The sequence below is a fragment of the Spirochaetota bacterium genome, from assembly GCA_040756435.1.
GTDB lineage: Bacteria > Spirochaetota > UBA4802 > UBA4802 > UB4802 > UBA4802.
In genome coordinates this window covers 1-24,906 of record JBFLZD010000047.1, presented here as the reverse complement: position 1 = coordinate 24,906, position 24,906 = coordinate 1, and the positions used below count along the sequence as shown (strand labels likewise).

17 protein-coding genes and 1 tRNA gene are annotated in these 24,906 nt (G+C 37.2%); 12 read left to right on the top strand and 6 right to left on the bottom strand.

Features of this window, described 5'->3' with window-relative positions:
- Positions 1-135: 135 nt before the first annotated feature.
- Positions 136-1,821 (bottom strand): CsgG/HfaB family protein, encoded by a 1,686-nt coding sequence (locus tag AB1444_12510; GenBank protein MEW6527469.1) that lies wholly within the window; start codon positions 1,819-1,821, stop codon positions 136-138.
- A 369-nt stretch (positions 1,822-2,190) separates the two neighbouring features.
- Between AB1444_12510 and AB1444_12505 the strand changes: the two genes are divergently transcribed.
- From AB1444_12505 to clpB, 3 genes are all read left to right on the top strand, one after another.
- Positions 2,191-2,364: a hypothetical protein gene (locus AB1444_12505; GenBank protein MEW6527468.1), complete on the top strand. Its 174-nt coding sequence runs from the start codon at positions 2,191-2,193 to the stop codon at positions 2,362-2,364.
- Positions 2,365-2,778: 414 nt separating this feature from the next.
- Positions 2,779-4,368 (top strand): vWA domain-containing protein, encoded by a 1,590-nt coding sequence (locus AB1444_12500; protein MEW6527467.1) that lies wholly within the window; start codon positions 2,779-2,781, stop codon positions 4,366-4,368.
- Positions 4,369-4,541: 173 nt separating this feature from the next.
- Positions 4,542-7,154 carry an ATP-dependent chaperone ClpB gene (clpB, locus tag AB1444_12495; protein MEW6527466.1) on the top strand — a complete coding sequence of 871 codons (2,613 nt, stop codon included), beginning with the start codon at positions 4,542-4,544 and terminating at the stop codon, positions 7,152-7,154.
- A gap of 45 nt (positions 7,155-7,199) precedes the next feature.
- On the opposite strand, the gene AB1444_12490 is transcribed toward clpB, so the two are convergent.
- Both AB1444_12490 and AB1444_12485 read right to left on the bottom strand, forming a co-directional pair.
- Positions 7,200-7,787 carry a hypothetical protein gene (locus tag AB1444_12490; protein ID MEW6527465.1) on the bottom strand — a complete coding sequence of 196 codons (588 nt, stop codon included), beginning with the start codon at positions 7,785-7,787 and terminating at the stop codon, positions 7,200-7,202.
- A 77-nt stretch (positions 7,788-7,864) separates the two neighbouring features.
- A complete protein-coding gene (locus AB1444_12485; protein MEW6527464.1) occupies positions 7,865-8,653 on the bottom strand; it encodes a hypothetical protein in 789 nt (262 codons plus the stop codon).
- 510 nt (positions 8,654-9,163) lie between these two features.
- On the opposite strand from AB1444_12485, the gene AB1444_12480 reads away from it, so the two are divergent.
- The 5 genes from AB1444_12480 (at position 9,164) to AB1444_12460 (ending at position 17,783) form a co-directional block, all read left to right on the top strand.
- Positions 9,164-13,561: a PEP/pyruvate-binding domain-containing protein gene (locus AB1444_12480; GenBank protein MEW6527463.1), complete on the top strand. Its 4,398-nt coding sequence runs from the start codon at positions 9,164-9,166 to the stop codon at positions 13,559-13,561.
- A gap of 297 nt (positions 13,562-13,858) precedes the next feature.
- A complete protein-coding gene (locus AB1444_12475) occupies positions 13,859-15,007 on the top strand; it encodes a glyceraldehyde 3-phosphate dehydrogenase NAD-binding domain-containing protein (protein MEW6527462.1) in 1,149 nt (382 codons plus the stop codon).
- Between the two features lie 138 nt (positions 15,008-15,145).
- Positions 15,146-15,475: a hypothetical protein gene (locus tag AB1444_12470; protein MEW6527461.1), complete on the top strand. Its 330-nt coding sequence runs from the start codon at positions 15,146-15,148 to the stop codon at positions 15,473-15,475.
- Positions 15,476-16,285: 810 nt separating this feature from the next.
- Positions 16,286-16,510 (top strand): hypothetical protein, encoded by a 225-nt coding sequence (locus AB1444_12465; protein ID MEW6527460.1) that lies wholly within the window; start codon positions 16,286-16,288, stop codon positions 16,508-16,510.
- Between the two features lie 397 nt (positions 16,511-16,907).
- Positions 16,908-17,783: a nitroreductase family protein gene (locus AB1444_12460; protein ID MEW6527459.1), complete on the top strand. Its 876-nt coding sequence runs from the start codon at positions 16,908-16,910 to the stop codon at positions 17,781-17,783.
- A gap of 86 nt (positions 17,784-17,869) precedes the next feature.
- Here AB1444_12460 and AB1444_12455 read toward each other — a convergent pair.
- Both AB1444_12455 and AB1444_12450 read right to left on the bottom strand, forming a co-directional pair.
- A tRNA-Asn gene (locus tag AB1444_12455) sits at positions 17,870-17,942 on the bottom strand.
- 909 nt (positions 17,943-18,851) lie between these two features.
- The gene (locus AB1444_12450; GenBank protein MEW6527458.1) at positions 18,852-19,304 is read right to left on the bottom strand and encodes a hypothetical protein; all 453 of its coding nucleotides are present in this window, start codon (positions 19,302-19,304) and stop codon (positions 18,852-18,854) included.
- A gap of 437 nt (positions 19,305-19,741) precedes the next feature.
- Here AB1444_12450 and AB1444_12445 point away from each other — a divergent pair, with 437 nt between their 5' ends.
- The 3 genes from AB1444_12445 to AB1444_12435 all read left to right on the top strand — a co-directional run bounded on the left by AB1444_12445 (position 19,742) and on the right by AB1444_12435 (position 23,073).
- The gene (locus tag AB1444_12445; protein ID MEW6527457.1) at positions 19,742-20,431 is read left to right on the top strand and encodes a hypothetical protein; all 690 of its coding nucleotides are present in this window, start codon (positions 19,742-19,744) and stop codon (positions 20,429-20,431) included.
- 683 nt (positions 20,432-21,114) lie between these two features.
- Positions 21,115-21,762: a hypothetical protein gene (locus AB1444_12440; GenBank protein MEW6527456.1), complete on the top strand. Its 648-nt coding sequence runs from the start codon at positions 21,115-21,117 to the stop codon at positions 21,760-21,762.
- Between the two features lie 54 nt (positions 21,763-21,816).
- On the top strand, positions 21,817-23,073 hold the full coding sequence (locus AB1444_12435; GenBank protein MEW6527455.1) for an MFS transporter: 1,257 nt from the start codon (positions 21,817-21,819) through the stop codon (positions 23,071-23,073).
- Between the two features lie 58 nt (positions 23,074-23,131).
- On the opposite strand, the gene AB1444_12430 is transcribed toward AB1444_12435, so the two are convergent.
- On the bottom strand, positions 23,132-23,752 hold the full coding sequence (locus tag AB1444_12430; protein ID MEW6527454.1) for a hypothetical protein: 621 nt from the start codon (positions 23,750-23,752) through the stop codon (positions 23,132-23,134).
- Between the two features lie 410 nt (positions 23,753-24,162).
- Here AB1444_12430 and AB1444_12425 point away from each other — a divergent pair.
- Positions 24,163-24,906: FecR family protein (locus AB1444_12425; GenBank protein ID MEW6527453.1), on the top strand; the 744-nt coding region annotated here is incomplete at its 3' end.

The following is a 24,906-nucleotide window of genomic DNA, read 5'->3' as shown; positions in this document are numbered from 1 at the left end:
GCCTTCGGCGGCGGGGGTGTACACTATATTCATTATGAAATTTTTTGAGGAATTATTGCTGTGTTTAAACAATAAAAAAGGCCGTTTTTTAGACGGCCCCTTTATTAAATATTAAACTAATGAAGGTATAACGTTTTATCGTGATGTGATAAAAGTAGCATGCTTTGTTAGCTGGAATAAGAATCGCTTGTCGGTAGTTTCATAACCGGGAAGTAATCGTGAAACACGTTCCATAACAGTATAGTTGACATCAAAATCCCATGTCCCCAATCTTAAAGTAATACCTCCTATTCCTCCCTGCCCACTGTTGGTCTTTTCCATTATATCGGTATACATATAAATATATCCAGCTCTCAGCGATAGCCAGGTAAAAGGCCATACTTCAATGGATGGGATGGTGCGGCTTGCCCATCCATTACGATCATATTCTTTGCTTGCGGCCCCTGCACTGGTATAAAAGTCCGTAAGCTGTTTTAATACTACAAAGACACGGCGGTTAAATAAAGCTCCAGTAATTGTAGTTTCCCATATTGAAGGATAATGAGCATTTAATACTACTCTTTCACCAGCAGGAGTTGAGCTTGTATATGGTGGCAGATAATATTCCTGCTCCGTGTTAAATGTATACGAGCTATCAATAAATAATTGCTTATTTAATAGAGTCAATAAAAAACCAATTCCAAAAGATGCATCACCGCCTTTACGCAAATCATAGGTGGTATTTTCTTCCTGGCGAACATATGTTGAATATGCTGCAATAGAACCTCCCAGGCTTAACCAGTCATTGATACTATACCCCACACCAATACTTACCCCATAATGAGTAGCTAAGGGGTGGAAGTTTTGCGTTGGGTTTGGATCATTCTCAATGTAAAAAGTATAGGGAGTTACAATCTTTGGATCCACATTTGCAAACATGGCTTCTACATTCAACCCCCAACGCTGGCCAATAGGGAATTCATATCCAAGCCTGTTAACTACATTGCCAGATTCATCAAGCTTATAACCATCACCAACATCAACTGGTTCTATGTTTCCACCACCTAAATTTTTTTGGCTTATGGTAAAAATCCAATATATTCTATCCTGTTGTATAGTTCCTAAAACTGCTGGATTTTGTGATGGTACATAAAAATCCAGCTCAACTTTAAATTTTGAAGAAGTAACCGATAGTTTGGCTAAATAATCTAAGATAACCTCGTTTTCCGGGTCATAATCTTTTGCTTTTTGTAGTTGTGCGCGGGCCTTTTCAGTATCATTTTTATCAATTGCGTTAATAGCATTGGATAATGCCACAACTGCATTTTCATTCTTTTCCTGCTTCTTTTCAACTTTTGCAATGGTTGTTGTATCGGTTTTTGTATTGAGTGCCTGTAATATACCTTTTGCAAAATAGGCGCTTATATATTCATACTTTGAAAGTTTCTCAGTAAGTTTATCCTGCCATACTACTTTACCTGTTTGCACATCGGTAACGGTGACAGTTATCAATACACTTTCCACCATATCAATAATTTTACCACTAACTATATATTGAGCTGAAAGCATTTTTCCCATCTGGATTTGCTCTTCGCCGGTTAGCATAGCAAATTCAACTTCTTTAATTATTTCACTTCTTTTTTCGCGACTTATAACTGTAACATCTTTAGACTTACTCAATTCTGAAGAAATTAATTCGGCTATACCTTTGCCAATGTATTTATACGATGGATTGGCGCTTTCAACACTTAAATCCGAAATTGCAACTGTTGTTGCATACAGGGGGTACGCTAAAAAAATAAATGATAGAGCAAAAGAAAGTAAAAACACAAAACGCTTCATAATTCTTCCTCCCTATTCTTTATTCATTTTGATCACTAATACCTCTTACTACTATGATGTGTTGCAATAACGCAAATGATACAATGATGCAAATAAAGTACAATAATATATTCATTGTTATTCGTAAAAAACAAAAAATCAAGAAATTTTTATGGGAAAAATAATTTTTGACGGGTTCACATGTTATTGCATTTCATATAATTGAGTGGTTTTTCAATGATATCACTGCAAAAGGATAAAAATGAATATATTGAGCGATAGTTATCGTTAAATGTCCTCAAGTAAAAAGTGTATGTATACTTTGTAAAAAAATCATGCCAAACATGATACACACTCTGCTATATTGCAAAACAATATTAAGTGCCTACCATGATTATTGATATACACAGCCATTTAGGAAACATACTTGAATATGATGGTGGCAAACTTATACCTATGAAAGTTGTACAAAAGAAAGATGGTATTGACCTTGTAAGCATTAGCCAGGCTGGCCTTAACTGTACGTATGGGCTGGCCGTTTGGATGCAGGCCGCCCGCAATTAAAACTGTGAAATTAGCATGCAGGGGCAATAAAAAACTGGAAGATATGCTGTTTTATAAAAATGCTTCCATGCTTTTATCTATTAAAACATAGAATACTGAATGGATTACATTAATGCAGATGAGAGTACCATTACGTGGATAAGCTTACTAATAATCTGCCTGGTTACGGTATATAGAATGAAGCTCATCTATGCTTACTCATAAGATCATAACTGAGTATTTCAAAAAGGCTAAAGGTTTGGATGGATACATTCTATTGACTCAAGAATAAATAATGGTTTGATTTCAAGCATTATCATTGCAACAAATAAATGAATAATAGTTGACCGTTTACAATGATTCAGTACAATAATTATTGTGATTTTATAACAAGGATACATTAATACAAATTACAGTAAATTTAAAAAATACAGTATGAAAAACAAATATTACATTACGTCTTTCATTCTCATTTTGTTTGTTTCATCACCGTTGTTTGCTGACACTGCGGTGCTTCCCTATAAGGTGGAAAGTGCCGATAGCTCTTATGATGAAGCTTTAGGTGCTGAATATGCCAGGCTGGTTTCACTGGCAATGTATATTCAGAAAGGTATTGCTATATATTCGCATGACCTTCTTGAGAAAGATTTAAAAGAGTTTTCCATTGACCCGCAGGGAGTTGTGGGAAGTGAAGCGCTGGATTTGTTGGGCAAATCCCGCTATATTGACCGCATACAGATTGGAACACTGACCAAAACAAAAAAAGGATTTGCAGTTAAAAGTATAGTGTATGACGTTGCCACACAAAAAATAGTTTCACGGTGCAGCGAATATGCTGATACGTTGTTTGAACTGGCAAACACTGAGATGCGTTCACTGTACCTTACTATTCCTGACAGTACAGTAGCAGCGGGAAAAAGTATATATGATGTTGTCTTTCTTGTAGATAATTCGTACAGTGCACAGCGAGAGTGGAAAGACATAAAGCGCGGCATTATTGCACTGTGCGATAGTATCAGCGATAACTGGTCTGATATGCGTGTCTACATTGTGCCTATGCTTACACAGTCAAAAAAGCTTGGAACGTATGCAATTACCAGTGCTACAACACTGGATGAACACTTACAAGAACTATCGCTAAACAAAGGAATTGTAAAATCCATTGCGCCACAATTGACCTATATTGCAAAGGGAATACCCTGGCGCAAGGATGCAAAAAAGTTGTGTGTTATACTGGCAGCTTCCTCATGCAATTACAATGAAGGGCGTACACTACGCTTTATCCTTAAAAAAAATAATGTCAGCATCTATGCTATTGGCACCGGCACCTTAACGCATGCTGACCGTGTTGCGCTTTCACAATTGGGCGATAGTTACTATGATATAACCTACCATCAGCGCATGTATGATGTCAGTGGCAATCCAGTTGATGTCTTCTACGAAGCGGGGAGGTTGTTTCACGGTGATGCTGGTGTGCGCTGGAAAAACGGTGTGACAACAAAAACGAAAGCAGCAAAGCCATTTGTGGCAGAGGTGTTTGGTACAACTGCTTCTCCGTATGAGTTATCGTCACTATATCCAAAACTATCGTCCATTAAAATTCTTAACACCGATGAACTGGAAAACAATATCATTGATATATGCCAGATGATAGCAGAAGCAAGCGTTGTACAGGGAAAGGAAATAGCACGGGTGCTTTTGTCAGATGGCGGATATTCGCTGTGGCTTCCAGTTGCAGATAAAGGTGTACTATCATATCTTACGCAGAATCAAAATGTACGAATGTATGTGGGCATTTCACCAAAACAGGATACTGGTGCTCCATATGGGGTGGGGTTGCTGCCGGTTGCTGTGGTGGGTGTGCCGGGAAGTCATATACCTGCCATGCTCAAAATGACGCTTAAAGATATTATTCAAGGTAAAGGTTTTTCAAGAGGCCTTTTTAATCCGCCGGTATGGTTTATACCTGTTACGGTTAAACAGGTTATGATGTATGGTAACCATCAGGATATACGAAATAAATAACACTTGACGATTGGAAATAAATTGAGTATATTTATTATACATAGAAGTTTTATAAATCTCTGCTTCCTGTGGCGGCAGGGGAATATATATAAATCTCAATTCTTTTCTGTTATAGGTTCCTGCATTAGCACTCTCCATGAAGTGTTTATTTTTTATCTATGGAGGATTAATCTATGCGCATGGACAAGCTGACGTTAAAGTCGCAAAATGCGTTATATGAAGCACAAAATATTGCAACGCAATACAATCACCCTGAAATTTATCCTGAGCATTTATTATATGCGCTGGTAAATCAGGAAGATGGCATATTCAGGCCCATTGCTCAGAAATTGGGTGCTGGTGTTGATGATATAAAGCATGAGGTAACCATTGCTCTTCAGTCATTGCCAAAGCAGTATGGTGCCGGCCCTGGTGGTGGTACCATGTCTTCCGATTTGCGTGATGTGTTGAACAATGCCTGGAATGAAGCGGTTGCTCTGAAAGATGAATACCTGAGTACCGAGCACCTTATCTTAGGACTTGCCACAACCGGGAAAAACAAGGCACGCGATATATTAAACTCGCATGGTTTCACAAAGGAAAATATTTTACGTGTGCTTGCTGATATACGTGGCAATAAACGGGTAACCGATGAAAACGCTGAGGACAAGTATAACGCTCTTGAGCGTTATGGCAGAGATTTGACTAAATTGGCACGGGCAAATAAGCTTGACCCTGTTATTGGCAGGGATGAGGAAATACGCCGTGTTTTACAGGTGCTATCGCGCAGGACAAAAAATAACCCTGTGCTGATTGGTGAGCCTGGCGTTGGAAAAACTGCCATTGTTGAAGGGCTGGCACAGCGTATTGTTGCCGGTGATGTACCGGAAAGCCTTAAAAACAAGCGTGTGGTTGCCCTTGATATGGGAGCACTCATTGCAGGAGCTAAATACCGTGGTGAGTTTGAAGAGCGCCTGAAAGCTGTTATTCAAGAAGTGGAAGAGTCTGAAGGCGATGTTGTACTTTTTATTGATGAGCTTCATGTGTTGGTTGGTGCAGGTGCAGCTGAAGGTTCGGTGGATGCATCCAATATGTTAAAACCTGCCCTGGCGCGCGGTGAACTGCGATGTATTGGTGCAACAACCTTAAATGAATATCAAAAATATATTGAAAAGGACAAGGCATTAGAGCGCCGCTTCCAGCCAGTGTATGTTGGCGAACCTACGGTTGAGGATACTATCGCCATATTGCGAGGCTTAAAAGAGCGCTATGAGGTGCATCATGGTGTGAGGATTTCAGATTCGGCTGTTGTTGCCGCTGCGGTGCTATCAAACCGCTATATTACCGACCGCTTTTTACCCGACAAGGCTGTTGATTTAATTGATGAAGCTGCTTCACTTATAAAGATGGAAATTGACTCAATGCCTCTTGAGCTTGATGAGATTGAGCGCAAAATACGACAGCTAACTATAGAGCGTGAAGCCGTGAAGAAAGAAAAGGATAAAGCATCCCTTGAACGTCTTGCAAAGATTGAAGAAGACCTTGCTAATCTTAATGAAAAGAAGAAGGAGCTTTCCGTACAGTGGCAAAATGAAAAGAATATCATCTTAGAAATTCGCAAAATAAAAGAAGAGATAGAGAACCTGCGTGCACAGGAACAGAAAGCTGAGCGCGAGGGCAATCTTAATCTGGTGGCCGAAATACGCTATGGCAAAATCATTGAGCAAGAAAAGAAGCTCAAAGCTCTGAATGATAAATTGGCGCAGATTCAAAAAGAGCGAAAGCTTTTAAAAGAAGAAGTTACCGAGCAGGAGATAGCTGCTGTTGTTTCACGCTGGACTGGAATACCGGTTAGCAAGATGCTTGAAGGCGAAAAAGAAAAGCTTTTAAAAATGGAAGCAATTATTGAGAAACGTGTGGTGGGCCAACAGCAGGCAATACAGACTATCTCTGATGCAGTGCGCCGTTCACGCTCAGGCTTGCAGGATCCAAACAGGCCAATTGGCTCGTTCATTTTCTTAGGACCAACGGGTGTTGGTAAAACCGAGACGGCAAAAGCTGTGGCCGAGTTTTTATTTAACGATGAAAAGGCCATAGTGCGCATTGACATGTCCGAATATATGGAAAAGCATGCGGTTGCTCGCCTTATTGGTGCACCACCCGGCTATGTTGGTTATGAAGAAGGTGGGCAGTTAACTGAAGCAATACGGCGAAAACCATATTCAGTGGTGCTTTTTGATGAGATTGAAAAAGCGCATCCTGATGTATTCAATATCTTTTTACAGATACTGGATGAAGGACGCCTTACCGACTCAAAAGGGCGCACGGTTGATTTTAAAAATACGCTTATCATCATGACATCCAATATTGGCACAGCGTATATCTCGGATACATCCATACCATATGAACAGCGCATAAGAGGAGTGCAGCAGGAGTTAAAGCAGCACTTTAAGCCAGAGTTTTTAAACCGTATTGATGATATCATCATATTTAACCCGTTGACACGCGAGCATATCAACAAGATTATTATGATTCAGCTCAATGAAGTGGGCAAACGTTTAAAAGAGCGCGGTATAAGCCTGGAGCTTACGCCCAAAGCATTGGATTATCTAGTTGAAGTAGGCTTTGATCCGCAGTTTGGTGCACGTCCATTGAAACGTGCATTGCAACGACATTTACTCAATCCACTTTCGGTCAAGATTTTAGGTGGGGAAGTAATGGATGATGATACCGTGGTGGTTGATTATAAGAACGGACAGATTCAATTTGCAGTAAAGCGAAGTAAGCAGGAAAAGAAGGTTGTGTAAATAAAATTCTTGCGCACCGTAAAAACGGTGCGCAAGTTGTATTAATTAAAATACAATGCCTGCCATTGCGTACCATATTGGAGCCCATGTAACGTCTGCATTCTCTGATCCACCTGCAGGCTGAGCAATGAATCCAAAGGTAAGTCCTAACACATAGTCATTTGACAGTATAAACTGAAGTTCAGCTGCAAAGTTTACTGCTAATCCATCAGCATCAGTATCAGTATCTCCAGGTGCTAAAGATTCCCGGCTTGACTTTCGGTATCCAATTTCAAGTCCTGGTTTGAGGGCAGCATCAGGTGATATCATAAACTTAGGTTTAAAGGAAAGGCCAAATTCATACATATCAGCGCCTGCTTCTAAATCCCCATAGGTTATTGTTGTATTGCAATACTGTCCATATACACCCACAGCAAACATGGGTGAAACAAACTGGTCAAAGTAAGCTTTTAACGTAAAACCCATCTCGGTATCAACGTCAACATCTTCAATGCTAATTGTACCTGGTAATAAAACGCCGCCAAAAAGTCCAATATCTCTTGTTCTGTTTTGTAAATCACCCGCTGCAAAGGCAAACGATACCATGGATACACTGACAAGTAAAGCTAATACAACTTTTACCATATACTTCATAAAAACCTCCAGAAAATTTTTTAATATTAATATCCTTTCATAAACATTTTGTGTTATGAAAGTAATATCCTGATACACTATAACTGGGTGCAATAACCTATATTGATTACATAGGTTTTGTATCCCTCGTTATCGCCACTCTGGCTTGCCTGCTGCATAAGGGAGCTCAGTGAAAGCCCTAATGGCACATAAATAATGTCAAAGCCAATATAACGTATTGTAGTAGTTTGTACACTTAATGACGTTGACCCTGAATCAGACCCTATATCATAATCTATGTCTGCTTTACCTGCTTGTCGTGTGAGCATTATAAATGGGCTTATGGCAAAATCCTGTAATTTAAAGCTAACCTGAATTCCTCCTTGTGGGCCTTTCAGTGTGGTGGTCATATCAACGGTTCCTTCATATCCGGGAACCTGTGATTCAATCCCTATATAATTATATGAAAAGCCAAAACCAATAAAGAAAATGGCTGATATCTGATCATTATTTACCAGTAGTATTTCAAGGTCAACTGGCAATGAAGCAAGCCACATGCTCATATCAACTTCATTGCCAATATCCCCTGCTGCACCAATTAATGTAAGTCCAACATCAAAGGCAAAGATATCTTTAAAGGCATAGCGGTAAATACCACCCGGACCGCCACCCCATACTTCTACGTCACCGGTTATGGCGCCACTTGTATCATTAACATCGCCGGTCATGTACATTCCCGTAGCGGTAACTCGTAAGTCTTTTTGACCCTCTTTAAATTCAAACCAGGGGATTGGAGGTGGTGAAATCATAAAATTGCTCTGCTGGGCAAAGGCCGGAATGGATATTAGTAAAAGAGTATAAATTAAAAAAAACGATATTTTTTTCATAATGATAGCCTCCGAAAATGTGTAAGTTTTGTTATAGATGTTCTTTCTGCCACAATACTGCTTGCATCATCAGTTCAATACACTGTGTCAATACCACTAACACACATAACCACTCGTCATGGTGCATTTGTGAGCATTGTTAAAAACTGCTCAAAACCTTATAGAAGCATAGACAATTAACAGAAATAATAAGCAAACGTTATCGTGCACTGTAAATATGTTTTGTATTTATACAGATTCAGAGGATGTAAGTGAGGGTTTCAGTAAGGTAGTTGATAGATACCTGTTATTAGTATCTGTATATATAAAAGTATACTATTAAAAATTGCCACTCGTAAAAGTAATTTGTAAACCGATATAATCCTTATAATTTTCAACTAAAAATAAAATGTAGTAGCAATAAAAGCTTTTGTCAAGTATAATTTAAAATAATTGACATGCCCGTCTGCTGTACTATATTTTTAATAATGCTGGTTGCTATCACACTATTTAGTCTTGAAGGGTAAGCCTATGGACTACGAAATCTACGATGTCAATAATATATTGCTACCGGTTGAGCACAAGATTGGTGCCTTGAATAGAGCAAAAAACCTGGTTGCCGAGATGACCCATCCCAATATCGACTGGAAGTACATGGTCACCGAACTCAGAGCCTACCTGTATGATTACATGTATGATATTGTTCCTCACAGTGATAAAGTATTGCCAGTTATCTTCCATTACCTTAAAGAAGCAACAGTACGCAAACGTGGTTCAACGCTGCGTGCTGCTGATACCTTTTTGGATCGCTATCTCTTTTTAATTAAAAAAGAAATTGAGGGCGATAGTTCCCTGGAAAATGTCACTGCCATGTTTGACAGTGAAGCAATAGACTTCTGTCAGTTACTCATTGCTGATACATTAGATGGCTTTTATCTTGAGGATGTGAATCTAAGGATACTGCAATTGCTGGAACTATCGCTTAAAAGAAAAAAAATTAATGAAAAGCTTTTTGAACTGTGCATTGAGATTATTGCAAACCAATTTAAATTATATGTTGAACGAAGTATAATTGTTGAAGATGAAGATGTGTATACACTGCAAAACCTGTGGAGTATTGAGCATGAACACTTGCGACAGCTTGAGCAGCTTGTTAAATCAGTTACTCAGAAATCGTATCAGGAAAAATTAAAAAAAGCTAAAGCTTTAAAAAACAGTAAAAAAGACAGGGTGTCACTGCTTGCTGAAATTAAAGAGCTCATTGATTTTCACCACAACACAGTGATTTGGGAAAAAATATGCAATGCGGCAAAAGACTGTATTGCGCAGAATGTTATTGAATATGATGATGTGGTGCTGGTGCTCCTTACGTTTCTGGTTAAAAAATCGCAGGAGGGCAGGGATGCAAATCTTCAGCTGTACATATCACGAAGTGTTGCTTCGCTATGCGGTGTACTGGTGCAACAACAACGTTTTGTGCTTCTGCGGCAGGTTGTGCAGATGGTAGTGCCCGTACTTGTAGCTGAGATTGAGCGAGGTGGCAATTACAATGCAGCATTTGCAACTATCCTGAACATTGGCAAAACGGTGGTACAGTCGGATAACCGGCAGATTATTAATCTTTTTGTTGATATTCTGGTGCATGCAAAATTTTGTTTTCCACAGTTTACCGGCATTGCACAGGACTGGTCGGTTATGGTGAATGCAAGTCACCTTGCCAATATTCGTACGTGGCTTGAGCTCATTGAACTTAATCCGGTATATATGAAGCGCCTGGCGGCAAGCCTTATTGCCAATTTAACGTTAGGCGGTGTGTTTTTAAAAGACACTGATGTGTTTCAACGTGATATATCTCGGCTTTTAAACAGCAATTACAGGGATGTGTTTTATCTTATTATTTCATTGGCTGCTGTCTTTCCTGCCTTTTACCACGATATTGGCGCCACTGGCAATATCCGTGCGTTTACCGAGCGTGTTGATACCAATCACCAGATGAATGACCTCATACATTTTGTGCGCAAGCAGGTGCATGTTGAATCAAGCAGTCGCACTGTGGTGCTATTGCAGCGCGTGATGGACTTCTGGCTTACCGGTGACAAAGAGCTATTAAAAGGCATGGTACCGCAGGAAGTATATAACAACCTTGAGCATACATTTAGGCTTATCAATTTAGACAATGAGTCAGTGGCACGAAGAATATATACCGAAATACGTCACTATTTCCCTGAACTGGTAGGTGAAAAATTCTGGGATTTCTTCTACAAGGTTGGCAAAAAGCGTTTTATGGATGTAATAGCGCAGCATACATTTCAAGGAATGGATGAAGATGAAAAAAAAGACGCTATTGAGTGTATAGTGGAATATTTTGACAAACAGTTCCCGGCTGAGATGACCAAAATGCTGCATCATATTGCAGGCATGTTTGATATAGATACCTCACGCAGGCAGATATGGCGATTTTTATATGAGATACCGGATGATGAATTCAGGAAGATGTTTGAGAATGTACAGAAGTTAGATGTTTCAAATGTCAATATAGAGAAGTTTATAACGTTCCTTCATGTGTACCGGATGATCTTTGATAAATACAATTTTTCTGATATACGTGCAATAGAAAAGCTTCATCAATATGCACAGGAAAATCTTTTCAGCCCACCAGAAAACTTTTTCAAACGAATTGAAGGCAATGATAATTTTGACGCACTTGAAGCTATCCTTGAACTGCAACATGCATTAAAAAATGATATTTTGCTATCCCCACAGGTGTTTGAGCCAGTTGATACCATTGAGTTTAAGCGCCATATTGCGTTTGGTATACCTTCCATGTATGGCTCATACAAAGAAAAGAAGTTTGATACACTGAAAGTATTTTTTCACTGCAATATTGTACGCCTGCTTCTTTTTGAAAAGATACTTGAAAATATAAACATTTATCCCCATCAGAAAGTTGACTATGACGCAATCAAACGTGTTATTAAGCTGTTTATACAATCTTTTGAGATAGATGGCCTTGCCAATCATGAGATGAGGGCTGTGACAAGCTTGCTTGATGCACCAAATTTGACATTAACTCAGTTTCGAGATGTTATTTATAGCCTGCTGGTTATTCATGGTGAAATTTCTGATAGGTTTAATGATACCTTTAAATCGGTAAGCCGTATTGCAATTAAAAATATTGGCATTGAAAATATAATCTCTGATTTTATTCCACCGGATCAACCTGCAAGCGTTGAAGTTATTGTGGACAGGTTTTTACGTAACAGGGTGATGCAATCCCCGTTATTGCAGCTTTTGGACAATCTTTTGCTCAAACTAAAAGACAATCTTATTCATGAATTGTCATATTTGGGCAATGTAATTATTCTCAATAAAGTGGATGCACGTTTACATAAAGGCAGACTTGTCCACATAATTGGGAAATATAGCGGGGCACATGATGAAACGGCACTCTACGCTCCGCTGTGGGAGGTTGGTGCCAAAGCACAAGGGTTAATCATTGCAGCAAATATTGATGGCATAAATGTGCCTGAAGGCCTTGTTATTTCTTCGGAATTATATAAACGTATTAAAGATGGCAACATCAACAATCCACGCTTTAAGCGAAAGCTCATATACATGTTGAAAAAATATATCGATGAGTTTACCGGCTATAGGTTTGGAAATCCTGAAAATCCAATACTTGTTTCAGTTCGCAGCGGCGCAGTTTTTTCAATGCCGGGTGTTATGGATACTATCACCAATGTGGGCATGACCGAAGACATTGTGCCATACTTTGCACAGTATGATGAGTGGTTTGCATGGGATTGTTATCGGCGTGTAATTCATGACTTTGCAATTTCAGCTTTTGGTATGGATAGGCATATCTTTGAAAACCTCATGGCTCAGGCAAAGGATGAAGCGGGCGTTGATCTTAAAGAAAAGCTCAATGGTAAGCAGATGTCATTGCTCACACGTAAATATCGCTTTGCCATTAATAAAGCAGGTTATTCTGTACCAAAAGATCCGTATGAACAGTTGTTCTATGCCATCATCGCAGTGTATCAATCATGGGATTCGGCTATTGCGCAGAACTATCGCCGCTTTATAAATTTATCCGATGACTGGGGTACAGCGGTTATTGTTCAGCGGATGGTTTTTGGTAACCTTTCACCAACATCTATCACCGGTGTTGTGCACAGCCAGTATATTGAGTATGAGGATGTGCAGATATCAGGTGAATATAAAACGCGCGCCCAGGGGCATGATATTGTCAGTGGTGTTGCAAAGGTATTCCCTATAAGCGAGCAGCAGAAATTAAAATTTGCGCGCTTTGCCCTGTATCCATCAATGGAAAAGGCCTATCCTGCGCATTATGCAACATTACGGGATGCAGTTACACGGCTGCGCAAACGCTGGGATAATGACATTGAGGTGGAGTTTACCTTTGAAAACGAAAAGCTGTATATTCTGCAAATCCGTGGTATGGCAAAACACATGTTTGACATTGAAGAATTGGTTGAAACACCACAACAGCTTCAAGAGTATCTTCTTGGGCAGGGTCTGGCAGCTTCAGGTGGGGCAGTGTCAGGAAGAGCAGTGTTTGATATAAATCGTATAGAGATGATGCGTATGCACTATCCTAAAGATAAAATAATTTTAATACGGCCCGAAACCAACCCTGAAGATGTAATAGGATTACAGAAATCAGATGGAATATTGACATCTGTTGGTGGTATGACGTCACATGCAGTGTTGCAAATGCGCAGGCTTGAAAAATCAGGTGTTAGCGACTTTTCCATAATGAAAATAGTGGAAGATGAACATATAGCAATTATAAACCGTGAACATGGTGGCAAAATAATTATCCGAGAAGGTGATTTTATTACTATTGATGGCAATACCGGCCATGTGTATTTGGGATATCATGCTACCCGTAAAGCTCACCGGTAAAATACTATATATAAAAAAGCTTGAAAAATTTAAACTACCTTTTTCAATTGGCTAAAGACGGGTAAATTTTACATTATTTTTATCAATAATTAATTTAATTTATGGGCACATCTAAAAACTGCTTTCTTCCAAAATTATTAACATAATTGAAAGCGGTTTTATCCTAAATTATATTGTGCCCATAAGGGAACATCCTATGAAACATTTTTTAGAAGTTCCCTTATATATAGAAACACTGGGTATGGGATTAGGTCCTGCTTGATATAATAACACAATACAAGCACATGGAGGATTATTATGGCAGTATCACCTGATGCACCAATTGGTGTAATGGGCATAGGCCGAATTGGAAAGCTATTAGTATGGCTGTATGCTGCAAAAAAGCAGCATAAAGAAATTGTCATTGCCACCGGTAGAAAAACGGGTACATCGTTAGAGGATTTAGCTACCTATTTTGAATATGATTCAACGTATGGCACCTTTGATGCATTCATTGGTGGATTTAACGGAAAAAATGCGGTTGCAGTTAAAGATGGTCATGTATATCTCAATGGTGTGAAGCTTGTCTGGCTCAATGAGTCTGAATTTCGTGTGCCAGGCAATATACCCTGGAATAAATACGGTGTTGACGTGGTTTTTGATACCACCGGGAAGATGCTTGACCCAACGCGAAATGATGACAATTCACTCAGAGGACATCTAAACCATGCAAAGAAGGTTATCCTTACTGCACCGTTTAAAGTAAAAGATAAAGGCAAACAGATTCCTGAAGATTCAATAACCGTGGTTGGTGGAGTTAACTTTGACAAATTTGATGGCAATAAACATGCCATAATTTCCAACGCATCGTGCACCACCAATTGCTGCGCACCACCAATAAAAGCGCTGGTTGACCATTTTGGCGACAAGTTTATCTCGTATGCCTTGACCACTGTCCATGCGGTCACCAATTCACAGTCAACACTTGATGTGTTGCCAAAGGATGGTGATAAGGACACCCGCAAACGTCGCAGCATATTAAACAACATGATACCAACAAGCACCGGTGCTGCCAAAGCGGTGCTGGAAGTTATCCCGGAAGTACAGGCATTGGGTATTGGTTCTCAGGCGTCTTCAATACGTGTTCCGGTGAATACCGGTTCTATCGTTATATTGGATGTTTCACTGCTTGGTGATTATGACAATAAATACATCCATAACATTTTCAGGCAATATTCAGAAAAGAATCCTGATATTATGTATTACTCTGAAAAGCAGCTTGTCAGCTCAGATATAATAGGCAGTACCTATTCTACTATCTATGATGCTGAGTTTACCCATCACCGAACCACAAAACGCGGTGATAATTATTATACTATGGTTGACCTCAATTTTTGGTATGACAATGAATTTGGGTATGTATGTTCGCTATCACGCCTCTATGACCTTATTACAGGTAGGCGATAGTTACTGGAAAAGATATAAATGCTCTATAAGAGGCTGCTGGTAATAGGCAGCCCCTTATAGAGAAATGTTGCAGCTTCATAAAAATAGATTGACAGTAAAATAAAATAAAAGTATATTTATACAATGGGAAAGAGGATTATGAAAAAGTATTATTTAATAATTATAATTATAATGTTGTTTAATATAAGTGCTGCCTATTCAAAGGATGTTCCCTATACTTTGGAAGATAGAGATCGTATAATACGACTGGAAGTTAAGATAAATGAAATGGATAAACGCTTTGAGCAGATAGATAAACGATTTGACCAGATAGAGAAACGCTTTGAGCAGATTATAACTTTTCTATGGATTTTGACAGCGATATTTATTGCTATTACCTCAGCAACGTTAGGTTTTGCATTTTGGGATAGAAAGACTTTTTTAAAACCTGTAGAAGAAAAGGTTAACGCTAATGAGAAGAAAATTTAGAGTGCACTTGCAGCTTTTAGAAAATTGGCAACAGTAGATAAAAAGGTATATGCAATACTGAAAGAATTTAATTTATTGTGATTTCATTAAGTATCCAGTATATACTCTGCCCCTTTTTTCATTTTTTTCACACTCACTCAAGTATCATGGGATACTTCGTTTTATAATATTCCTCATACTTCATGAACAAAGCCACCCTTTTGGCAAAGGTTCCCCCCAGCTCTAGAAAATACTCATGATGGTCTATTGGCACCTCTACATCGGCATCTTCATCTAAATATGCCTGTATGCTGCTGTAGTGGTATTTTGTAGTGTCAGAGCCTTGCGAGTGGATCCTGAATCAATCCTGAAATAAATTCAGGACAAGGTTCAGGATGACATGCTGTTATTCACTACAAAACCCACGAAGGGGTGATATTATTGTAAGGTCAGAGCGTTGTGAGTAGATTCTGAATCAGGTTCAGGATGACATACTGTCATTGACTAAAAACCCCCGTAGGGGGTGACATTATTGTAAGGGGTCAGAGCCTTACCCTCCCCATCTCTGCGGTCTCTGCGTGAGACAAACTGATGCATCACGCAGAGTGCGCTGAGTTATTGGAGCGATAATGGGATTTTTGGGGTCAGAGCAATATGATGTAAATAAAAAATTGTGAAAGATGCCCAACATAATTGCTGAAAGAAAAATCCTGTCCTAAAAAAAGGGGAGACAGAGCATATTTTCATTATTAAAATTGTTGCACTTTTTTATGGTAAAAAGTATAATAAGTAACAAAGTAACTATAAATGATAAATAATAAGGAGGGCGCCGTGAAAAAAGTCATTATTATGACAGTAGTGGTTGCTTTATTGTTTGCTGCTATCCAGTACAGTATTGGGATTTCATTAAATCCAAAACGGGCAGCATGTGAACAATCATGTGTAGAAGCAAAAAAGAAATGTTTTGAAGATGCAAAGAAGGATGAGGCTAAAAAAGCTGCATGCAAGGTTGCATTTGATCAATGTATGCAGAAATGTGCAAAAGATTTTCCATGATAAGAAAATAGCTTCAACCTTACCCTTAATCCATCTCCTTGTCAGGGAGATTATTGCTGATTTTAACGAAGAGACTTGGGAATAAAAAATAAAATAGTTCATATAGAAAGTTGTCTATGACTGCAAAAAGCTCTTGTTTTGAAATTATCGGTAAACGTACTATACAATTATTTTTCAGCAAAGGTTATTCTAAGCCTTGTGAATAATTTATTTCAGAATAAATTGATAATCTGAGGTCATATGAAATATTCCGTATTATGTCCGTAATGACAATCAAACTCATCCTGAATTCCCATTAATTTTGGGCAAACTTCATTCAGGATTGTAGTGTGGTAAAAGATTCAGAATATAATTAAGAATGACAATTACGATATATTATTTCCTGAGGAGGTAACTCTTGACTGGTCCAATCATTGATAAGGAAAAATGCACACTGTGTAGAAAATGCGTAGACATATGTCCAAAAGAGATATTATCATTACAAAACAACGAAATTGTGATTGTGCATGATGATTGCATTCTTTGTTCACATTGCTACTGTGTATGTAAATTTAATGCTATACATTTTAACGAGTTAAAACAGCCTGAGTTTTCATTTGGGCATACAGCATTGATCCAAAATGAAATAAAACCATTTGATATAATAAGCTTTATTCACACACGGAGAAGTGTGCGAAGATTCAAAGCAGATCCAATAAGCACAGAAATAATCCATGACTTGATTGAAGCTGCTGTGCTTGCACCATCAGCAAGCAACTGCCAGCGCTGGCAATTCGTTGTTATCAATGGAAGGGGAAAGGTATTGATGCTGGCTGAGGAAATAAAAAATTTTTTTATTAAGCTTAATAACATTGCTGGGAATTTCTTACTCAGATATGTATCAATAGTATTTGCAGGTAAAAAAATTCTTCATTACTACAAAAATAATTATGAATCAGTCAAATTGGGTCTGGAAAGGGCTAAGGAAGGCAAAGACCTTTTGTTTCATGATGCTCCCTGCGTAATTATTGTCCACAGTGATATGGAAGGGAGTATGCCTGTAGAGGATGGTCAGTATGCAGCTTATAATATAGCGCTTGTTGCTCACTCAATGGGGATTGGAACATGCTTTATTGGATATGCTTCTGCAACACTTAATAGTGCCCATTCCATAAAAGAAAAATTACATATCCCAAAACGTAACCGCGTTCATGCTGTATTAGCACTAGGCTATCCTGAAATAGAATTTGTGAAAAACGCATTGCGCAAGGATTATGAGTTGAAGTTTATATAATTAATCTCAATTTCTTGGGATGACGTGATGGATTACTGATCCTCCTGGTGTGGATAAAAAAACCCATCGTTACCGATAGGTTTATGCTCCCCCGGCAGGACTCGAACCTGCGACCTGGTGGTTAACAGCCACTCGCTCTACCGGCTGAGCTACAGGGGAATATTGCTTATTATTTTACTCTATAATTAAGCTTTTTCAAAAAAAATTTTTTTTAACAAAATACACTTCTGACCATAAAAATAACTACCTGTTTCTGTCAATAAAATTTTATTATCTATTAGAATCCACATCCTTCTCATTTTTTAATTTATTTAAGCTGTTCTATCTTTTTTTCTGCTATTTTGGGCTTTTATCTGTTTTTCTCTCCTAACGGCTTCTCCCCTTGTTTCATATATCTTGACATATCCTATCTCCCATTTTTTACCTGCTTTCTTTGATATTCTGATCCATCATATCTATGCGTATTATACTGTTCAATCCTATGTTCAAGATTGCCTGTTGAACCAACATAATATAGTCACGTTGTTTCTGATTGAATGATGCACACATAATACATAAATAAAGATGTTCATTAGTTAGGATTTACAAGTCAAATTATTCTATATTAAAAAGGGGGAAATAATTTAGTATGAAAAGTAAAAAAATTTGCAAGTGGAGGAAAAGAAAACACATCAACATATCACACCAAGCACAAATGTTAGGAATAGCAATCAAAACACTACAAAGCAAATGGCATAAGTAAAGCCACATATTGCAGAAAGCATAGTCTAATGTATCATCAATTTATTTGGTGGTAGCGAAAGTTCCGGAAGGGTTCAGCTGATAACAATAGTCAATGTATAGCATTAGCAGGTATAGTGGCAATATTGGTGTATAAGTATCTGGTAGATATTGATATCGATATATGATAAATACTTATAAAGCTGAAACAAGGCGCAGGGAAGGCGACTCTATCTATTGATAATAACTGCACTATAAACGACAGTATGAAGATAGACTTTTAGCCGCGTAAAAATATACGTATGTTAAGTATGCTATCTATTAGGATAGTTACTTTAGTTTTGACTGCTATTGGGTGGCCAGTTTCACCAATTCTGGGGGTGGTCCCCAATAAAATTGACAACAGGGTATGCCTTCTTCTAAATAAAATGAAAATGTGTAGCCACTAAAACGATAGTTATCGGTATTATCTTCACTGTCTAATGCCTCAAGAAAATCATATAGATAATTCTCAACACAATAGGCTATAACCTTTGCTAACGACATCTTACAAACTTTCCGTACATCCATCACAAACTCATACTCATTCTCGTACAAATACAGATGTACCCGTTTCCACGTTTGATACCGCTTTCTATATCTCAATCGTGAATAACTTTTTACCGGGATGTGTTTATATGACAGCACATAGTTTATGAAATTAATAATAAACGTATGAAGCGATAGTTTACGGATAGCGGCATTTTCTTGTAAAAGCTCTAAATGTTCATAGGCAATACAGGTGGTAGTTTCTATATTCATGTGTTTCCTCCAAAGTATATATGTAAAAATATAATAGTACTATCAGAAAAAATTTCAACTACAAATTATATGGAGGGAAAAAATAAACCAGGCAAATTCAACAATGGAGTATAACACAAAATAAAAAATATAGCCTTATAAAGAGCACATTCAATAAAGTGATTGTTCATTCATACAACACGTATGGAGGATTTCATAAAACCGTATAATATATAACAGGTAATGAGCATAGAGCCATTCAAAAAATGCTGTGCAACAGAAAATTTTTCAACATGAGATATTTTTAACTTGACTTATAATATATTTTATTGTATAAACCCATAAATTTATTAAAAAATACAAATATCTGCTGCCAGCTCAAGATAAAAACGCAGATATTTTTTCAAAAAACAATTAATAAAACAATAAAATCACTTATCAAAAAAGGGGGAGCATATATGCATAACAAAATTTTTGTGATTTTTCTGGCACTTTCTATTATAACGTTATTTGGTTGTAGTACAACTATGAAAATGGATCCAAAGTATTTAGCAGCTAAAGAAAATGTTCTAGTAGTATTAGATACTGACCCTCAAGTAAATGTTCTGTATACAAATAGTAGCTATGGTGGGGGGAGTTTATTAGCTGTGGGTTTAGCTTCAGCACTTAATAAATCATTTGAATCTGAAAATAAAGAAATTATTGATAAGATTGTTCCTGAATTTTCACCAAAATTAAATGAATTATACATTCAGTCATTAAAAAAAGAATTTCCAAATTACACAATAATTATGGCAACCAAAGATGATATAGAAAACTTAAATAATAAAAAAATTACTTTAAATGATTTAAAAACAAAATATAATACAAATATAGTCATAATAAGCAAAATTACATTTGGCATTGGCAGAAGACCTCGAGGTGCTTTAATGATTGCCAAATATTATGTTGACATTCAATGTAAATCAACTATGACTGATGTTGAATTGAGCAAAGCTGTATGGGAAACATCATTAAGAGAATTATATGATTTTGATGAATATATGGATGAATTAAAAGAAAATAATGCTCAAAAATTAATGGATGGATATGCCTCATGCGTTAATAATATCGTTCCTAAGCTTATGAAGGAAATGAAATTACAATAACTATTTCAAAACCAATCTCTTCTGAGTAGATTGATAAATAAATGAAGAGATTGGTTTATTTCATTTCATATATACTGTTAATTCCTTAACCGAAAAATTGCAAATCATTTTTAAAATGTTTATTGGGTAATTGTATGGAATTGCAAATGATGCACATATAAGCTTAGAATACGAATATACAAAACCCTCAGCACCCTTACCGTTACGACCTTATTAATTGGTGACATCAATAGCAAAAAAATGAAATAAGCGCTTAATGCAATTATATTAAGACTTTTTGCATCATCAACTTAAGCAATTGTACACTTTATTGTCCAGTTAAATATTTCAATTGCATGGAATTCCATTTTTAAGCTGCAAACCTTATGAAATGCAACTACCATTTGATGCCGAATGTAGTTTCAATCCATTTGCTTGCTTCTTATGCTTTGTCCATTTCATTGTAACTGTTTTTGTGGCAATGTTGTTGACTTTCTATGTCAAATTCAAGATAATACCTACTAATTTTATATGTTTATCTTCTTATACTTGTGTTTTTAGCCAACACTGTATAGAGAGCTTTTTTTATTAAAAGCTTTTTTCAAATTTTTACCGTTTAAAAAATAATAAGTCCATATTTTCTTGATTGTTATTCTATCGATTCATTGTTTTATATAAATCTTTAGCAAATATGAGGAAACCCAATGTATACAAAATTTAAACATCTACTCATCGAAAAAGAATCAGAGCTTTTAAATAGGCAGCGAATCAGAAAAATCTTCATGCATTATTATTCTGGGCTTTTTGTAGCAATTCTTTTTTGCTCTGTATTTACTGGTCTTTGCGCTATTGCTGGTTGCTGGTTTTTATGGAATATGTGGAATATGAAATCATTTGCCAGTAAGGAGCTCTGGATTGGTTTTGGAGTGAGCATATTATTTTTTGTCATTTGTTATGTCATGGTAAAAATGTTTTTAAAAGAAATCATCAATTCTGACATTTTTGGTTATCTGAAAAATCCTCAAAGGTATATGATTTCTAAAGGCACAATAGAAAAAGCAGAATACATTCCAGGTGGTGGCGATAGTTCTAAAGGAAGAATGATAATTCATGGAACGTTTAGCGACAATGGCATCTTTATAGAAGAATTTAATCCCTCTCTGTGGTCAAAATACTTTGCAGATAGAAATGAAGAACAAAATCTTAAAGAGGGAGATGACTGGTATTCAGAAAAGGGTAAAAGAATACCATTACCTGTGCCGGTGTGGGTACTGCATAATAAATCCAATGTACAATATGGTTCACTTATTGGCATTGATAAAAATCTATTCAAAGGAAAAAAAGTGCGCTAATGCAATTTGTGTTACGATGTTACGTACACACTCATATAAAATCAGGAGTTAATCATGAAAACCCGCATTAATATCTCATTATTTTTTCTTGGATTGGGCGGACAGATTGCATGGGCAATTGAAAATCAGTTTTTCAACACTTTTCTCTATGACAGAATAATCCCTGATCCACGGTATGTTTCCATTATGGTGGCACTTTCAGCCATTACTGCCACTATTACCGCAATTGTTATGGGAGCTTTCTCTGATTCAATTGGCAAGCGCAAGCCATTCTTACTTTACGGCTATTTAGCGTGGAGCGTTTCTATCTGGGTTATACCTATGGCCGAGTGGATTAAGCCAGTGCTTCTTGCAGCGTGGGTTGTAATATTTTTGGATTCGCTCATGACGTTTTTTGGCTCCACATCGTATGATGCGGTATACAATGCCTACCTGACTGATGTCACCAGTGACACTAACCGTGGGAAAGCTCAAGGGTTACTATCGCTTGCAACATGGTTTGCACTGTTGCTTGTTTATGGCACATCAGGCCCTATTGTTGAAAAATTTGGCTATTTTATTTTCTTTGGCATTGCGGGTGCGCTGGTGCTTATATCAGGTATAGCTGGTGGCATTGCAGCAATTGAGCCACAAAGGGCGATAGTTCCTGTCAGAGAGCCATTGCTCAAACGTATTCAACAAAGCCTCAATACTCAGGCACTCAGGCAAAATAAAAATTTATTATATGTGTTGCTTGCTATTGGATTTTGGGGAATGGCTTTCAATGTGTTTTTCCCATATTTAATAATTTATCTGAAACATTTTCTAAAAATAGATATTGCAACATCATCGATACTGATTGCCGTTTCAATACTGGTTGGTGGGATATTAGCGTCACTGCCAGCAGGTATTTTAGCTGACAAAATTGGTCGTAAACCCATTGCAGTGTTTGCAGTACTATTAATTTCAGTATCATTAATTGCATTTTCTTTTGCACGGTCACCGATAACTATCGGGATATTAGCTACCATGTGGATAATAGCCCAGACTATATGGATGACCGCAACAGGTGCCTGGAGCAAGGACCTTTTCCCCGAAGAGCGTAGAGGCGAGTTTGCAGGATATTTTACATTGTTCTATGTAGCATTTACCATGATACCCGGTCCTCTTATTGGGGCGATAGTTGCCGATACATGGGGCATCAGGACAACCGTCGATGGTAAACCGGGCATTATCCCAACACCCGAAATATTTACGGTATCGGCTATATTAATATTGATAACGATTGTTCCTTTACTGTTTGCAAAGGACTTGCGTGAAATGGTGAAATAGGGCGAAGGATATTAACTATCAACGATTTCCTTCGCCACTGTGTTTTGCAATATGACCTTTACTTAATATTTTTCATATACTCTTCTATATCCTCAACATCATCATTGGTCAAATTGCAGTTTGTTTTATAATCGGCATTTGTTTGCTGAGCAACTTTGCCAACTATCTTCCAGAATGTGCCAAAGTTGCCAATATTAGCACGAGCCACAAACATGGGACCACGGAAACCTTTCATGATTCCAGGCATCTGCATGTAACCCCAGATTCCTGAAGCAAATTTATACCACTGTACTGTCGTAGGAGCAAATGCCCATTCAGCCTTTTCATAACTTTCGGTTAATGCTCCGCCATAGGTACACACAGCTTTCCCATTTTTATTTTCAATAGTGAGCTGTACCTTAGGCATTGCACTGCAATCCCTACGGGACATTACTAAAACCTGCTTATTTCTTACTTCACCTGTATATTTGTTTTCGGTCAGTATCCAGTTATTGCCCCCAGCTTCTTTAGTCCCCAATTGTTGAGGTAGCTCACTCTGATTCCAGGCATCGCATACCATTTTTGCAAATTCAGGGCTTAAGAAAAGCATTGCATTCTGGGCTGGTGAATAAGAAATAGTAAACACCAGGAGCATGGTAAATGTTAATACTGTCAGTAACACAATAGAAGCAGTTCTCATATTTTCCTCCGATAGTAAAAATATATTAATCCATTACTATTGTATATCCTTATATATGTCAATTATTTTATAATATTATTAAATTGTATAATACTGTGTAATATGAAGCTACTGTATTTATCCATTATGAGGATTGATATACATTGCCAGAATGTGTCTTTTCCCAATACTTTGGTTTTACAATATGAAAATTTTCATCATTTGATCCTGATTTTAATGTACTCTTCAAATTAATTCTCATCTTCATAAAAGAAAAAAAGTGTGTAATAATTTCTTTAAATTTTTAATTATTGACTTTTATTACATTATTTACTATTCATTCAGGTAATAGTTATGTATAGATTAATATTTTCAAATATTGTTATGAATACCCTGGATACCATAAATATTTTACACAATGGAGATGATATATGAAACGAATTATTACTGTAGGAATCATTAGTGTTATTATTCTCATTTCTGGTTTTATTGCATATCTTTTAATAACTGATTATATACTTATCCGCTACCCTGTTTTGGTACAGACAAACCCCAAAATAACATTTATCATTGGAGATGCATACTTTCGTGAAGACCCTAAAGCGCAGTGGAAAGTGGCAGTTGTGGGACAAACACTGTATAAAGGCTATGAAATAAAAACCGATCCTGATTCACGAATGGACATACGGTTACATGACAATACAGCAATTCAATTATCAGGAAATTCTGAAATGTCAATTGATGCATTAACAGTACGGAAACTGAGCCTGAATGTCCATGCTGGTTCACTATATGGAAAATTTGATAAATTATTTAAAGAACATGATCTGCAGGTTAAAACACCAACTGCTTTTGCTGCTATTAGAGGAACTGATTTAGGTTTTGAAGTTATCCAAACACAGGCTGAAGATGAAACAAAAGTGGGCAAAAAGAAAACTATCAACAAAAAGATAAAAAAAATTCAAAGAGGTGAATCACAGGAAGCTGAAACCACAACGCAAACGGTTGTTTATTCACTTTCGGGAATTACTGAAGTATATAACCCACTATTTGACGATCAGAAGGTGTTGCTTTCATACAGGAATAAGGTTTTAATAGATAAAGATAAAATGCCCAATAACCCTGAGGAATTGACCGAAGATGAAATACGATCATTGCAGGAAAAACTCAACTCA

Excerpts from the sequence above, each read along its gene's own strand:
- AB1444_12510 (MEW6527469.1), bottom strand. The coding sequence starts at position 1,821 with ATGAAGCGTTTTGTGTTTTTACTTTCTTTTGCTCTATCATTTATTTTT.
- AB1444_12505 (MEW6527468.1), top strand. The coding sequence starts at position 2,191 with ATGATTATTGATATACACAGCCATTTAGGAAACATACTTGAATATGAT.
- AB1444_12500 (MEW6527467.1), top strand. The coding sequence starts at position 2,779 with ATGAAAAACAAATATTACATTACGTCTTTCATTCTCATTTTGTTTGTT.
- clpB (MEW6527466.1), top strand. The coding sequence starts at position 4,542 with ATGCGCATGGACAAGCTGACGTTAAAGTCGCAAAATGCGTTATATGAA.
- AB1444_12490 (MEW6527465.1), bottom strand. The coding sequence starts at position 7,787 with ATGAAGTATATGGTAAAAGTTGTATTAGCTTTACTTGTCAGTGTATCC.
- AB1444_12485 (MEW6527464.1), bottom strand. The coding sequence starts at position 8,653 with ATGAAAAAAATATCGTTTTTTTTAATTTATACTCTTTTACTAATATCC.
- AB1444_12480 (MEW6527463.1), top strand. The coding sequence starts at position 9,164 with ATGGACTACGAAATCTACGATGTCAATAATATATTGCTACCGGTTGAG.
- AB1444_12475 (MEW6527462.1), top strand. The coding sequence starts at position 13,859 with ATGGCAGTATCACCTGATGCACCAATTGGTGTAATGGGCATAGGCCGA.
- AB1444_12470 (MEW6527461.1), top strand. The coding sequence starts at position 15,146 with ATGAAAAAGTATTATTTAATAATTATAATTATAATGTTGTTTAATATA.
- AB1444_12450 (MEW6527458.1), bottom strand. The coding sequence starts at position 19,304 with ATGAATATAGAAACTACCACCTGTATTGCCTATGAACATTTAGAGCTT.
- AB1444_12445 (MEW6527457.1), top strand. The coding sequence starts at position 19,742 with ATGCATAACAAAATTTTTGTGATTTTTCTGGCACTTTCTATTATAACG.
- AB1444_12440 (MEW6527456.1), top strand. The coding sequence starts at position 21,115 with ATGTATACAAAATTTAAACATCTACTCATCGAAAAAGAATCAGAGCTT.
- AB1444_12435 (MEW6527455.1), top strand. The coding sequence starts at position 21,817 with ATGAAAACCCGCATTAATATCTCATTATTTTTTCTTGGATTGGGCGGA.
- AB1444_12430 (MEW6527454.1), bottom strand. The coding sequence starts at position 23,752 with ATGAGAACTGCTTCTATTGTGTTACTGACAGTATTAACATTTACCATG.